This window comes from Daejeonella lutea (assembly GCF_900168015.1).
GTDB classification, from domain to species: domain Bacteria; phylum Bacteroidota; class Bacteroidia; order Sphingobacteriales; family Sphingobacteriaceae; genus Daejeonella; species Daejeonella lutea.
Genome location: NZ_FUYR01000006.1, coordinates 17,427 through 31,856, shown reverse-complemented (window position 1 = coordinate 31,856; position 14,430 = coordinate 17,427). Strand labels below are relative to the sequence as shown.

The 14,430-nt window shown below is 42.2% G+C and carries 15 protein-coding genes; 13 read left to right on the top strand and 2 right to left on the bottom strand.

The genetic code is table 11. The features are described 5' to 3' along the window. Positions 1-122: 122 nt before the first annotated feature. The 4 genes from B5X60_RS16960 (at position 123) to B5X60_RS16945 (ending at position 5,629) form a co-directional block, all read left to right on the top strand. Complete coding sequence (locus B5X60_RS16960) at positions 123-1,550, top strand: ATP-dependent DNA helicase (protein WP_079703930.1); 1,428 nt, start codon at positions 123-125, stop codon at positions 1,548-1,550. A gap of 34 nt (positions 1,551-1,584) precedes the next feature. Then, a complete protein-coding gene (locus tag B5X60_RS16955) occupies positions 1,585-2,067 on the top strand; it encodes a putative periplasmic lipoprotein (RefSeq protein WP_079703929.1) in 483 nt (160 codons plus the stop codon). 391 nt (positions 2,068-2,458) lie between these two features. After that, the gene (locus tag B5X60_RS16950; protein WP_079703928.1) at positions 2,459-4,903 is read left to right on the top strand and encodes a TonB-dependent receptor domain-containing protein; all 2,445 of its coding nucleotides are present in this window, start codon (positions 2,459-2,461) and stop codon (positions 4,901-4,903) included. Positions 4,904-5,122: 219 nt separating this feature from the next. After that, complete coding sequence (locus tag B5X60_RS16945) at positions 5,123-5,629, top strand: MarR family winged helix-turn-helix transcriptional regulator (RefSeq protein ID WP_170878485.1); 507 nt, start codon at positions 5,123-5,125, stop codon at positions 5,627-5,629. A gap of 21 nt (positions 5,630-5,650) precedes the next feature. On the opposite strand, the gene B5X60_RS16940 is transcribed toward B5X60_RS16945, so the two are convergent. Beyond that, positions 5,651-6,580, bottom strand: coding sequence for a metallophosphoesterase family protein (locus B5X60_RS16940; protein WP_221406272.1), 930 nt, complete (start codon positions 6,578-6,580; stop codon positions 5,651-5,653). Positions 6,581-6,715: 135 nt separating this feature from the next. Next, on the bottom strand, positions 6,716-7,801 hold the full coding sequence (locus B5X60_RS16935) for an alkene reductase (RefSeq protein ID WP_079703925.1): 1,086 nt from the start codon (positions 7,799-7,801) through the stop codon (positions 6,716-6,718). A 162-nt stretch (positions 7,802-7,963) separates the two neighbouring features. On the opposite strand from B5X60_RS16935, the gene xth reads away from it, so the two are divergent. The 9 genes from xth to B5X60_RS16890 all read left to right on the top strand — a co-directional run bounded on the left by xth (position 7,964) and on the right by B5X60_RS16890 (position 14,371). Then, positions 7,964-8,737: an exodeoxyribonuclease III gene (gene xth, locus B5X60_RS16930; protein WP_079703924.1), complete on the top strand. Its 774-nt coding sequence runs from the start codon at positions 7,964-7,966 to the stop codon at positions 8,735-8,737. A gap of 88 nt (positions 8,738-8,825) precedes the next feature. Further along, on the top strand, positions 8,826-9,548 hold the full coding sequence (locus B5X60_RS16925) for an SDR family NAD(P)-dependent oxidoreductase (RefSeq protein ID WP_079703923.1): 723 nt from the start codon (positions 8,826-8,828) through the stop codon (positions 9,546-9,548). Then, positions 9,532-10,104: a hypothetical protein gene (locus B5X60_RS16920; protein WP_245803554.1), complete on the top strand. Its 573-nt coding sequence runs from the start codon at positions 9,532-9,534 to the stop codon at positions 10,102-10,104. The genes B5X60_RS16925 and B5X60_RS16920 overlap by 17 nt, the downstream gene beginning before the upstream one ends. Next, positions 10,104-10,364: an acyl carrier protein gene (locus tag B5X60_RS16915; RefSeq protein ID WP_079703922.1), complete on the top strand. Its 261-nt coding sequence runs from the start codon at positions 10,104-10,106 to the stop codon at positions 10,362-10,364. The genes B5X60_RS16920 and B5X60_RS16915 overlap by 1 nt, the downstream gene beginning before the upstream one ends. After that, positions 10,365-11,717 carry a beta-ketoacyl-[acyl-carrier-protein] synthase family protein gene (locus tag B5X60_RS16910; protein WP_079703921.1) on the top strand — a complete coding sequence of 451 codons (1,353 nt, stop codon included), beginning with the start codon at positions 10,365-10,367 and terminating at the stop codon, positions 11,715-11,717. It abuts the gene before it with no gap. Beyond that, complete coding sequence (locus B5X60_RS16905) at positions 11,714-12,526, top strand: enoyl-ACP reductase FabI (protein WP_079703920.1); 813 nt, start codon at positions 11,714-11,716, stop codon at positions 12,524-12,526. The genes B5X60_RS16910 and B5X60_RS16905 overlap by 4 nt, the downstream gene beginning before the upstream one ends. Continuing rightward, positions 12,516-12,917 (top strand): holo-ACP synthase, encoded by a 402-nt coding sequence (locus B5X60_RS16900; protein WP_079703919.1) that lies wholly within the window; start codon positions 12,516-12,518, stop codon positions 12,915-12,917. Before B5X60_RS16905 ends, B5X60_RS16900 begins: the two co-directional genes overlap by 11 nt. Continuing rightward, the gene (locus B5X60_RS16895) at positions 12,910-13,737 is read left to right on the top strand and encodes an alpha/beta fold hydrolase (RefSeq protein ID WP_079703918.1); all 828 of its coding nucleotides are present in this window, start codon (positions 12,910-12,912) and stop codon (positions 13,735-13,737) included. The genes B5X60_RS16900 and B5X60_RS16895 overlap by 8 nt, the downstream gene beginning before the upstream one ends. After that, on the top strand, positions 13,727-14,371 hold the full coding sequence (locus B5X60_RS16890) for a 1-acyl-sn-glycerol-3-phosphate acyltransferase (protein ID WP_079703917.1): 645 nt from the start codon (positions 13,727-13,729) through the stop codon (positions 14,369-14,371). Before B5X60_RS16895 ends, B5X60_RS16890 begins: the two co-directional genes overlap by 11 nt. The last annotated feature ends 59 nt before the right edge of the window (positions 14,372-14,430 follow it).

The following is a 14,430-nucleotide window of genomic DNA, read 5'->3' as shown; positions in this document are numbered from 1 at the left end:
AATCAGTTTTTGGAGCAGATTTTCACTACTAGATGCTATGAATCCAATTTCACGTCTAATTTATTTTCATTGTTTTGAAGCTTCAGGGTTCGAAATACTAAGAGATTTCGCAAATTGCAGCGATGAACATCAGGGACCTGCTGGAACAGAATTTTGGGAAAACACCCACTTTACAACAGCAAGAAGTATTCCGTCTGCTTGAAGATTTTTTGCCAATGGGTTCGGGTGAGGAATGCTTTCTGCTTCGAGGATACGCAGGTACGGGTAAAACTACCTTGATAAGCGCACTTGTGAAGGTTTTGTCCCGCGTCAAACTCAAGTCGGTATTGCTGGCTCCTACGGGCCGGGCGGCAAAGGTAATCAGCAATTACTCGGGAAAGAAGGCATTCACAATCCATAAAAGGATATACAGGAAGAAAGTTGCAGCCAGTCCGGATATGAACTTTGTGCTGGCTGATAACTTATCAGAAAACACTATTTTCATCGTGGATGAGGCTTCCATGATCTCAGATCAGATACATGATTACAGCAGGCAAAGTTTGCTTCAGGACCTGATAAGCTATGTATATAATGGTAAGAACTGTAAGCTGATGCTTGTAGGTGATACGGCCCAATTGCCGCCTGTCGGTTCAGAAAAAAGTCCGGCATTGGATATTAAAGTGCTAAATGACAATTTCGGCCTGCATTTATTCAGTTATGAACTTACTGATGTTGTACGCCAGGAGAAAGAGTCAGGAATCCTTTATAATGCTACGGAATTACGAGAGCTCATCAGGAAAAACAAGAACGTTTTCCCTCGTTTCAAGCTGCAAGGTTTCAGGGACATCTTTAAGATGACGGGTGAGAAGCTCGTTGAAGGCCTTAGCTATGCTTACGACAAATACGGCATTGAAAATTCTATTGTTATCTGCCGATCTAACAAAAGTGCAAACGCTTATAACCAGAATATCAGGAACCGAATATTATATCGTGAGGAAGAGATAACAGGAGGAGATTTCATAATGGTGGTGCGAAACAATTATTTCTGGCTGCAGGGTGAGGATAATAGTAGTGGATTTATTGCTAACGGGGATATTGCAAAGATCAGAAAGGTTAGGAGAATAGAAGAACAGTATGGCTTTCGGTTCGCCGAAGTCGTTATCGAACTGTTGGATTATCCTGATGAAGAGCCCTTGACCTGTAAAGTTTTGCTAGACACCTTGTATGCCGAAACTCCAAGCTTGTCTGGGGCAGATAGCAAGCGATTATTTGACGCTGTTCAGGAGGATTATAGCCATTTTGAAAATAAGCAAATCAGGATGGAGGAAATGAAGAAGGACCCTTACTATAATGCCCTACAAATCAAATTCGCGTTCGCAGTTACCTGTCACAAAGCTCAGGGAGGGCAATGGCCTGCTGTTTTCATTGATCAGGGCTATCTTACAGATGAGATGCTTAACACAGAATTTTTAAGATGGCTTTATACTGGAATTACACGCTCCACGAATGAATTGTTCCTGGTAAATTTCAGTGATAAATTTTTCGGAATTCAACACCAACGTGTCTCATAGGCAAGATAATTGCTTCATATCGAAAAAACACAATATGAAACGATTAATGATATTATTTGCTGGAACTTTAAGTATGGCAGCATGCACGTCCCAGCCGGAAAAAACCACAGAGTCGTCCGACACAACAGTTAACGTCAATACGGATGTAAAGGTAACTGAAGAGCCCATGGTAGAAACTCTTTGTTTTCAAAAGCTTGCCGGAACAGCTAATCAGGATACCACTTCATTGAAACTTACCCTGGATGGTGATAATGTAACCGGTGATTTCGGTCATTATCCTAAAGAAAAGGATAGGAGAGTTGGAAGGATTAATGCAACACGAGATGGTGATCTTATTAAAGGAACCTGGGTCTACATGCAGGAGGGTACGAATGATACCCTGCAGGTTGAATTTAAGTTAAGTGGTGATAAGCTTGTTCAGAAAAACTATACAATCGATCCCAAAACTGGAAGAGAGGTCTTTTCGGATGCCTCGGTTTTCAATATAGAATTTGACAAGGTAGACTGTAAAAATTAATCATTCTTCACCTAATTGCCAGCCTGGAAACATAAATTTCCGGGCTTTTTTCGTTTTGATGGAGAGGACTTCTTTAACGCTCAATTGTCGACGGTCCAGAGTATTTCCTTAATACGTTCTTTTGCTCTACACTTTTTCTCCGCTGATTGTCCGCTCATATTGCACTTTTGTCAGATAGTTGCCCGCTTGGTGCTCCTGGGGGTACCTCTTTAGTACCGGGTTAAGTTCAGCAGAACAGACGATAACTATGCAATAAAACCTTATTCCTGAATTTATTAATTATTTATTCCATATTTATAAGTAAGTACTTACGAATAAAAAGAAATAATTTACCTTTTAACATAATTTAACAAACCGCATTATTACCTTTGCATAGTCATTAAGTAATAGTATGAAATCTTTTTCGTTAAATTCATTTATAGCAATTATTTGTGTAAGCGTTTACATAAGTTCCGCTTTAGCACAGGAGACATCTTCATTTCAAATAAAAGGAACATTATCTGCGTCTGGAAATCAAAAGACAGATGATGTTACAATGCACCTACTAAAGGCTGAAGATAAAAAGCTGATAAAGATGGAGTTTCCTGATGATGCGGGAAACTTTGTGTTTGACCGCATCCCGGCCAGCAAATATCTCCTCATAACGCAAAGCATGAATTTTGAGAAATATCAGTCTGACACGATCAGCCTGCGGCAGAATATCGATCTTGGCAAAATTAATTTGATCCGGGCGGAGAATTCTTTAAAAGAAGTTGTGGTCACTGCAGCGCGGCCGCTCATTCAACAGCAATATGATAAAACGGTTATCAATGTTGCAAGTTCACTCACTGCTGTGGGAAGTACAGCATTGGAAGTCCTTGAAAAGGCGCCTGGGATCACGGTTGACCAGAATGATAATATAGCAATGCGGGGCAGGCAGGGTGTTCTTGTCATGATTGACGGCAAATTGGTGCCTATGTCCGGGCAGGACCTGGCAAATATGCTTCGAAGCATGTCTGCAGAACAGATCGAAAAGATTGACCTGATCACAAACCCCTCGGCCAAATACGATGCGTCTGGAAACTCGGGTATCATTGACATCAGGTTAAAAAAGGGAAACAATGTTGGAACAAATGGAAGTTTGTCGTTGAGCTACGGCCAGGGAGTATATTCCAAACTTAACCCCTCACTAAATTTTAACAGCCGATCCAAAAAGCTGAATGTGTTTGGTTCGTATAATTATGGATATCGTGAAGACTTTAACGACCTTACTATATTCCGAAATTTCTACACACCATCGAATCAATTAACCGGTGGCAATAACTATGTTAACTACTTTCAGTTCGCATTTAATAATCATAATTTGCGACTTGGAGCAGACTATAACCTTGGTAAAAAAGCTATATTAGGTTTTACTGTCAACGGCATCTCAAACAAGGGGAATGTTGATGCTGATAGCCGTGCAAAATCTTTCAATGCTACAAATCAAGCTACTGGTTCTTTTAATACTGTTGGAACGAATTCTCCAGAACGTACCAACACCAGCTATAACCTGAATTACAAGCACACCCTGGATTCTGGCGGAAAGGAGCTAAGTGCTGACCTTGACTACGCAAGATTTCGTTCTGATGAGATTCAGAATTATACAACAAATTATTATGGTTTAAATGATGTTCCTTCCCGTACACCGTACAAGCTATTGGGTGATCTTTCAGGACTTCTGGATATTCGGTCGTTTAAAATAGACTACAACCAACCATTAAAGGCATGGAACGGTCGTTTTGAAGCAGGCTTGAAAAGTAGTTGGGTAGAGTCAGATAACAATGTGGCATTCTATGATCGCAGTAACGGAAGCGATATTCTGGATGCGGGCAAGAGCAATCACTTTATATACAATGAGAATATAAATGCGGCATATGTTAACACCTCAGGTAAGTGGAAGAAATTAAATATTCAATTAGGTTTACGATTGGAGAATACGGTAGCAGAAGGCGTTCAGTTAAAAGACAACTCTAATTTCGATCGGAATTATACCCAACTATTTCCGAGCGGATATCTTGGATACAGATTTAGTGAAAACAATGATCTTGGGATATCGCTTAGCCGCCGTATTAACAGACCTTCTTACAGGCAGCTCAATCCATTTAAGGTATTCCTGGATCCTGCAACTTCATCAGCAGGAAATCCATTCCTGAAACCAGAGTTGACAAACTCATTTGAACTGACGCATACTCTGAAACAGAAGTTCATTACTAAAATTGGTTACAGCAGAACTACCGATAATATTTTAAGTGTACTCTCACCCGATACCGAGCCTAATACCGTCCTGCAAACAGGCCGTAACCTGGCGAAGTTTGATTACTATAATTTTAGCTTCGGGTTCCCAATAAGCGTTGGCAAGTGGTTAAACAGTACAAACAATGCACTTCTGTATTATGGCAGATACAGCGGAAACCTGGTTAATACTAATCTTAACGCGGGCCGGACAACTTTTACCTTCAATAGCAACAATAATTTTGTTGTGAATAATACAGTTACGGCAGAGTTTATTGGTAATTATCAGGGTAAATCAACTTATGGTTTCTTAGAAATAGATCCAATTTGGTCAATGGGACTGGGGGTTCAGAAGCAGCTTTTCGATAAGAAAGCTTCACTAAAACTAAACGTTAGTGATGTATTCTTCACAAACGGGATAGATGCGTTCACTCTGCTGAGCGGATATGGCGAGCACTTCCTTCAAACGAGGGATACACGTGTAGGAACCTTGAGCTTTACATATCGTTTCGGAAAAACGCAGGTTCCGGGTTCCAGAAGGAGAAGCGGGGGCGCCGAGGATGAGAAGAGAAGGGCGGGGTAGATAAGTTGAAAGGTGATAGTTGAGAGTGGAAAGTGGAGAGTTGAGAATGGAGAAGTGAAAGAGGAAAGGTGAAAGTGGAGAGTCGAAAAGATTAGCAAAACGGATAATCAATTATTTGAAATGAGATCCTGGATAAAGTCACAAATGAGAAATGGGAGCAGATTTCTGAAGATGTTTCAGATCAGTTTTATATGCATTTATATATTTAGTTTTATAAGCATGAATTTAATCAATGATTTGGGAGAATTGGCGATCGCTACGCGCCTGAAAAGGTTGAGTGAGCGGCTTTCGCAGGATGTCAGCAAAATCTATAAGGAATCGGATGTCGATTTTGAAGCCAAATGGTACCTTGTGCTGGAGTTGCTTAATCGTGAAAAGATCCTTGCTATTACCGAGATCTCTGAATCATTAGAGCTTAGCCATCCAGCAGTCGTGCAGTTTGTTGATCAGCTCGTTGATCGGAAACTTGTAAAAACAAGCACCGATAAAAAGGATGCCCGAAAGCGCATGATCTCATTGAGCCCCGGCGGCAAAAAGATTCTTTCCCAACTTCAGCCAATTCTGGATGTCATTAAAGACGAGAACAGAAAGTGGATTGCCGAGGCTGATGTGAATATTTTAGGCATCCTCGATCAGCTTGAAAGTGCCCTTGACAAGAAAAGCATGTATCAGCGGGTAAAGATTTGTCTGCTGGAACAGCCTCAATCAAAAAAGTCCAAGGGTTAAAACATTCAACGTTACAACACGTCAATACGAGATCATCTCACGTTGGCAGCTCCCATCTTCATAAAACTCAAACAGCGCATAGGCAGGACCAAATTCATAGTACGGGCCTTTCCAGAGATTACCGCTTATAGCTCCGTTGCAAAAGTATTCAATGTTGTTATAGTCGACTTTATCCTGCAGGTGAATGTGGCCACTCAGGCAGTTTTTAATATTCGGATACTTATTGAACAGGTCTTTTATCTTAAAAAAGTCTGTATGCATGAGCATATACTGAATTCTTAGATCTCCATTAGGGTCGTTCTTACCAAAGTAGAGCCCGGCGCAGATAGACAGAATTGGGATATGTGAAATGATGCTGATAAAATGGTCAGATGGTATGTCGTCGAGCTTTCTTTCAAGCCACTTAAACTGTGCTTCATCAAGCTTCGCAATATAACCGCCTTCATTGCGCTCCTGAGTGCTGTCGAGGACTATGAAATCCCACTTGCCTTTGTTAAAATGGTAATAAGGCGTTGACAGACCTAGTTCTTTCAAGGCCCAGGCCTTGCCGTAAAGGGGATCGCCTGTGTCCTTGGGTATATTGTACCAGCCGAAAATATCATGGTTGCCAATGCAATTATAAACGGGCAGGCTATTATTCTTTTGAAGAATAGATTGATAAAGATCCCATTGTTGTTTGGTGTATTCCTTCGTAGCCTTAAGAGAATCGTAAATTGCGTCGCCGCCCATTACAATAAAATTTGCCTTTGGCTTTAATTTTTGAATATGCTGTAAGGCTTTCGCCATTCCTTCCTCAGCAACTCGCTCAGGTTTAACATGTATATCCGAAATGAAAGCAAAGCGGAACGATCGCTTAGCCGCAGAGGTTCTAGCAGCTGCCAGTTCCGGGACCGCAGAAAGGCCAGCCGCAGCTATTGATGCTTTCAGGAAATCTTTTCTTTTCATATCCATAGTAAGCAATTTAGAAACTCTTTGATTAACCGCAAAGTGCACAAGCATCTTGCAAAGCGAAGTTGATTTAATCGCATGCTATTTGCAAGCCCGATGCTTTGGAACTTTGCGGTTCAGAATCATTAATCAGCACAATCAGGTATTCAGAAATGGGTAATCTGTGTATCCTTTTTCACCGGGTGTGTAAAATGAATTATAATCGGGCTGATTTAATTCAGCACCAACCTCCATACGTTTAACAAGATCAGGGTTTGTAAGAAACGGTACTCCGAAAGCGATTAGGTCGGCGATTCCTTGTTTTAGTTCCTCCTCAGCCTTTTCTTTGTTAAATCCACCGCAGAATATAAGTATGTTTTGAAAGCGGGATCTAATTATATCCTTCACCCGGGTTATATCCGGCGAACTGTTTCCGGCAGAGTGATCAAGGACGTGGATGTAAAGGATTTCAAGTTCATTTAGTTTTTCTGCCAGGTAGGTATAAGTTTCATCCACTGCATCATATGCTGGCATATCGTTGAATGCTCCATATGGTGAAAAGCGGACACCAACTTTGTCCTTTCCGATTACTTTCACCGTTTGCTCAACTATTTCCAGCAGGAAGCGGCTTCTGTTTTCAATACTACCGCCATACTGATCGTCTCGAGTATTTGTTCCGGGATTTAAAAACTGTTCGATGAGATAGCCATTTGCAGCGTGCAGCTCAATGCCGTCAAATCCGGCATCAATCGAATTTTTAGCAGCTGTCACGTACTCTTCGATTGTACTTTGGACTTCCTCAGTTGAAAATGCACGGGGCTCAGGATGGTCCTGCATTCCCTCTTTTACTGTAAACATTTGGCCGGCAGCCTTTACAGCTGAAGGAGCTAGTATTTCAGCTCCTTCTGGAAGATTGAGTGGATGACCAATACGGCCAGTATGCATCAATTGTATAACGATTTTCCCACCGCCCTGATGAACAGCGTCAGTGACCTTCTTCCAACCCGCTACCTGCTCTGCGTTGAAAATCCCTGGAATACTTGAATACCCCAGGCCGTTAGGAGAGGGGGAAGTACCTTCAGTAATTATCAACCCGGCGGTAGCACGTTGCTGATAATAATTGGTCATTATATCAGTAGGTATGTTATTTGATGTAGCACGGCTGCGGGTCATGGGAGCCATGACTGTCCTATTCTTAAGTTCTAACGAACCTGAGTTATAAGGTAAAAGAAGTTTGTCGCTCATTATTTTATATGTTTAAACAAATAACACAAATGCAGCTTTTATGTTGGTCATAAGAAAGACATATCCATCACATATGACTTTTATACGACCTTCAAACCTCAAGCCTCCATTACCGTTTTTATTTATTTTTATACGATATTGCCCCTTCTAAAATTGCCCCTAATGAGAATAGCTACCTACAATGTGAATGGTGTTAACGGACGATTGCCCGTGCTGCTTCGCTGGCTTGAAGAGACCCGGCCTGACATTGTTTGCCTGCAGGAATTGAAGGCCCCAGAAGAGAAGTTTCCTGTACAGGCAATCAACGATGCCGGTTATAATGCTATATGGCATGGACAAAAAAGTTGGAATGGGGTTGCTATCCTTGCACGGGATATGGAGATTAAAGAATTGAGAAGGGTACTCCCTGGTGACCCGGAAGACTTGCATAGCAGATATATAGAAGCATGGATAAATGATATTGTTGTCGGATGCCTCTACCTTCCCAACGGTAATCCTGCACCCGGCCCTAAGTTCGATTATAAGCTGCAGTGGTTTGAGAGGCTGAGAATCCATGCGGCTGAGCTTCTTGCGAGCGGACTGCCAGTAGTTTTAACCGGCGATTATAACGTAATGCCAACTGAGCTGGACGTGTATAAACCGGAGCGCTGGGTTGATGATGCTTTATTCCGACCAGAGACGCGCGCAGCATTCGGTAATATTATGGAGCAGGGCTGGACGGACGCTATCCGCAAATTATATCCCGATCAGAAGATCTACACATTTTGGGATTATTTTCGCAATGCTTATGGGCGTGACGCGGGTTTAAGGATCGATCACTTTCTGTTGAGCCCATCAATTGAAGCTCGTTTGAAAGCAGCTGGTGTGGACCGACATGTGCGGGGCTGGGAGAAGAGCAGCGATCACGGACCAGTATGGATAGAGCTCGCTGACTGATATTAGAAGAGCGAAGTATATTTCAATTTATTTCGTTCAAGTATATTTCTATTTTTGAGCGTCTAATAATCAAGCTAAATCAACATTCGTGAACAAACCAAAAGTGTTAATTACCGGAGCAAGTAAGGGTTTGGGTTTAGCGATGGCACGCAGACTGGATCAGGATTTTTGCCTTATCCTGCACGCTTCAAAAGATGAAAATATCAGCGAGCTAAAGGAAGGAAACTTCGTGTTAACGGCTAATCTGAATAATCCCGATGAACTAAAGGAATTCTGTAAAAAGCTTAAATCGGAACACGGAGATGATCTTTTCGCGGTGATCAATAACGCTGGGGTATCATTTGATAAACCTTTGGCTTTTCAACCAGAAAGTGACATCGATACGATGATGATGGTTAACTTAAAAGCTCCAATCATGATCTCTAAAACAGCTTTTAAGATCTTCGGACTGAAGAATAAGGGGATCATCATCAATGTCAGCTCATGTGTTGCCGAAACCGGGAATGCTTTTCAATCCGTCTATGCTGCCACCAAGGCAGGATTAATTGCATTTTCTAAATCTCTGGCCAAAGAAGCGGCTGCTTTAAACCATGACCATCAGATCAGGGTGCTCAGTATTTCACCTGGATTTATCGAAACCCCAATGACAGACGCGATTCCGCAAGCTGAAAGAGATAAATATTTGAAGATGATCCCAGCTCAGCGTTTTGGCAAGGCAGAAGAGATCGCTGATACCATAGCTTTTTTACTGTCAGACAAAGCATCGTACATTAACGGTAGTAATATTGAAATAAATGGCGGATTATTCTGAGATCAATAATCTTGTGGGGTATGAGCCTTCTGAGATGCTATTGCATGGGCCAACAAAGCGTCTTTTAGATGCCTTCCACTGGCATTCCCCGCAGGCAGGAATCATTGCAAGCTATACTCCCAAAGCTAGAGATGTTGATGACCATTTTGGGGTGTTTCGCGGAGTAGATCAGATCGAAGCTTTTGCACAAGCAACTATTGTCTCTTGTGGTACCTTCCTGGAATGTAAGAAACTGAATTGCACCCCCATGGAATTAAAAGATCGATTTGTTCCGGCTTTTATAAGTGTTGGAAATGTAAACTTCCATAATTACCTGGCTGAGGGAGAAACCTTTATCAGCGTTGGAAAGATAAAGTTTTACAAGTTCAGGCAAATGGTAAGTGATGGGAGGATATATAAAGTGCCGGCTGGTTTGGATCTGAACGGTTATTTTGCTGATTTTAATGAGTCAAAGCTCGATAATTACGAAATTAGCAAAGACTTTAGTCTGGTGGCTGAACTTTATGACATTACCGGGAGAGCATTAAAAAAAGAAACTTTTACAACAAATAAATAATGGAAAGACAAGAAATAATCGATGGGCTGGTAGAAATACTAAGAACGGTACGGACTATCGACCCGCAGAAGCTCAACAATGTCACAGAAGAGACTGATTTTATTGCGGATCTGAACACGCCATCAACCGAGCTAATTAATATCGCTGCCAAAGCAGAACAAAAATTCGACGTTGAGTTTGATGATGATGATATCGATGATATGGGGTCCAAGGTTAAAGATATTGTCGACTTGGTTATAAAAGTTAAAGCAAGGGCTTAAATGGAAAATCAGGGAAGGAAAGTTGCTGTGGTAGGTATGGGCGGGGCGTTTCCGACTTGTGCGGATCTGAACGACTTTTCTGAAAAGCTTTTTTCAAATAAGAGCCTTATAAGAGTGTGGGACGAGGCGGTTTCCTTCGATAAACAGGTCCGGTCAAAGGTGTCGGGTTACATTACCGACGCCGAAATGAATCTCGAGACAATTTATTCCACCATTGTCGCCAATTATCCAGAAGTGTATGTGGATCTTTTAAACAGGATTCCAACATCGAACCTCGCCACGGCCGATATGGGAAGTATATGGGCAATGCTTGCCACCAAGGAAGCGATCAAAATGGCTGGATGGTCTGAAAAGGAGGTCCAATCCGAAGGAACTGGAGTTATTATCGGATCAGGGGGCTGCGGACATGCGATATTACGCCCCGCGTGGCACCATGTTTTTCAACTAGGAGGGAAATCCCGCTCCCCGGGGGCGCATACAGTTGATCGCGGGATGGTTTACCGTGAAGCAGCTAACGTCTCATGCTTAATTAAGAACAGGGGCGTAGTGGAGACAATAGTTTCTGCTTGTGCGACCGGGTTGGGCAACATTGGTCATGCCTATCGTTTGATTAAATTTGGCGCGCAGGACCGGGTCATTACCGGGGGCGTTGAAACTACTTCAATTGAATCCCTTTTTGGATTTGATTCTATGGCGGTACTAAGCCGCGGTTTTGCACCCGAAGAAAGTTCTCGGCCATTTGATGTCAATCGCAATGGCTTTGTATGTTCATTCGGAGCAGGGCTCGTATGCCTTGAAGAATATGAAATGGCAAAAAACCGGGGAGCTAAGATTCTTGGAGTGATTGATAATTATTTTAACAACTCTGATGGAGACGGTGATATGTTCTATCCTTCTTTTGGAGGTCAGCGAAGACTTTGGAAAGGATTACTGGGCGATTCAGGCATCAGGCCTGATGTGGTCAAGGTACATGGAACGTCTACACCTGCCGGAGATCCGATCGAGCTATTTAGTGTAGTAGATGTGTTGGGCGACAGTGGCTATCATATATCTGCACCTAAGTCGCAGTTTGGCCACATGCTGGGTGCAGCCGGAGCAGTTGAATTTATAACAGCCATATTGATGCTGCAAAAGCAGATGGTTTTACCTTGTCTAAATGCAAATGACCTCAATGCTGAGTTGGAAAACATTCAAAAATCACCTGACTGGAACGGCCCGGTAGAACCTATGAATAGCTACAGGCATTTGCTACCACAACAGAGCTTTCAAAAGGAAGTAAATACCGTCGCTTGTCTAAACTATGGCTTTGGTGGTACAAATAGCGCAATGTTGGTATCAAAAGATGTTTCATGATCAATAATCAGGATAAGATAGCAGTAGTTTTCGGGGTAAGAAATGAAAGCTCGATAGCATTTCACGTAGCATTGAAGTTGCATCAATCGGGTTGCAAAGTCGTACTGAATTACGTGGCCGAAACTCGCGACGAAGTACTATTTCTACTGGAGTCGAACGGTATGAGTGCAGAATACGCTATGGAAGTGGATGTACGCGATGAGTCTGCTATTAAAAATTTTCTGGAAAAGATTTATAATGGGCTTGGCTCGATAGATTATATCCTGCATGGTGTGGCTTTTGGAAGTCAGGATGTGATGTGCTACAGCTTGCCTGGAAGTACACAACCAGCACCATCATATATAGACATTCCGTTTGAGGATTTAATGGATTCGTTTAATATAAGTGCATATTCTTTGCTTAGAATTTGCAGGGCAGCTGAGTCAATGATGGCGAAAAATGCATCGGTCCTTACCCTAACCTATAATGCGTCGCAACGGGTTTTTCCGGCATACGCTGGTATGGCTATTAACAAAGCTGCATTGGAGAATATAATGCTCTATCTCGCAAGTTACTTCCGTAAGAGCGGAATTCGGGTAAATGCTGTTTCGGCCGGACTGGTGATGACAACCTCCTCTGGTGGAATAAACGGCGTGAGAAAGCTTCGTAAGATCGGTAAGGCAACGGCTCCGCTGGGAAATGTGTCGGCAGAGAATGTAGCAGATACTGCATTATATTATTTCTCGGATCTATCACTGAAAGTCACGGGAAACATTCATTTCGTCGATGGGGGATTTAATATCATGGGGATTGGAATTGATGAAGATTAATATTGGCAAAGCAATAATGGACTTGAACGTGAATGAGTTCGCAGTGGGGAATGATTTAGTTTATCTTCCGGATTTTGTGGCGTCATGTACTGACCTTTTTAAAACCAAAGTGTTTACCTCTCGCGAAATAGATTACTGCAATAGCTTCGACCAGCCAATGCTGCGTTATGCATCAACCTGGGCCGCAAAAGAAGCAGTATACAAAGCGGTCAAGCAACTCTACAAACAAGCTTTGCCTTTTAAGAAAATTGAAGTTATAAGATCAAAGATTGCCGGGATACCAAAAATCAATTTGCCAGCTAATCTTTCCGGACTCGATATCAGCCTAAGCATTACCCACGACGGTGATTATGCCTTTGCCATCGCAATCGTTAAGAAAACGTATGACTGATCATTATTTCTCGAATGACCTGGTTGTTATGCACTACTATAAGTTCGGTGCCGGGCCAAAGAACATGTTCTGCTTTCACGGCTATGGTATGCACGGGCGACAGTTCCGGGTGCTTGAAGAAACATTGGGTGATAAGTACACGTTTTACGGATTCGATCTCTTTTTCCATAAGGGTACATTACTCAAAGATCAGAGTGTAGCAGCCGTAAAAAAAGGTATCACGAAACAGCAGCTTGCAGAATTATTCAGGGACTTTTGTAGTTCCACTCAAGTTGATAATTTTTCAATTATAGCATATTCCATGGGATCGCACTATGCAACCAGCTTGATAGAGGAAATGGCGGAGCAGATACAGGAGCTTTTCATTGCTGCGCCTTCAAGCCTGAAGCCGGGTAGGTTACTTACGTTCCTGAGTTCGAACTCGCTCGGCAACAAAGTGCTTGAACGGATGGCATTAAGTAATAATGGCATGACGCGTATGCTATCAGTGTTGCGAAGAACAAGGATCATAGATCAGAAAGGCTATGATATCCTGTTTAAAGAAGTCTCGAGCCCCGACCAGCGATTTAGTTTTTACGCTTGCGCAAGTTATATGCGGTTTTTGAAGCTTGATGCCGTAAAGTTTGTCAGTATGCTGAACAAGCATGAGATTAAAAGCGTGTTCATATTTGGGGAGCGAGACCGGAATTATCCCCCAAAAATTGGACAGGCCGTTATTCCTAAGATCAATTTTGCCCGCCAACTGGTAATCAATGAAAATCACGACATGATCAATCGTAACTTTGCAAATGAATTATCGGTTCTTCTAAATGATTATTAAAGCAAGGCAAAACCACCTGTTAATTAAGACTGCGGGCAAATTCTTGAACTGGTTTTTGCGGCGCCGGTTCAATAAATTGATCATTAATCACGTTAATATCAAACCTGGCCATTCTTATATATTAATGTCCAATCATTTTAGTTTCTGGGATGGTTTTCTTGCCGCTTATCTTGCGTTCAATGCGATCCATAAGACGCGTGGTTTGAACGGCTTTTACATTATGGTTCTAAAGAAACAGATGCAGATGAACCCGTGGCTCAAGTATTTTGGATGTTTTTCCATTTCTCCGGGAACAGCATCGGTAAATGAGAGTCTTGAGTATGCAGCCGAAATCTTAAATACCCCTGGTAATTTGCTTCTAATGTTTCCACAGGGAAACCTGGAGTCGCATCATATCCGCACAATCCTAATGAAAGATGGGATAAGTCATATTGTTCCTCAGATCCGGAATGATTGTCAGCTGCTCTGGAGTAGCACTATCATAGAATATTTTGAGAGCTTAAAGCCATCAACCTATTTCCATATGCTCGATTGCGGAACCAATCACGATTTTGATTTTGAGGAACTGGGAAAGAAGATAAATGCGCATCATAAAGAGGCTATTCAAAAGCAAGTGCGGTTTACGGACGAGTAGTCAGCTCAATCACTAAAATATGCCGCTGTTAGGGTCGAAAAAACTGGATTGGAGCAGCA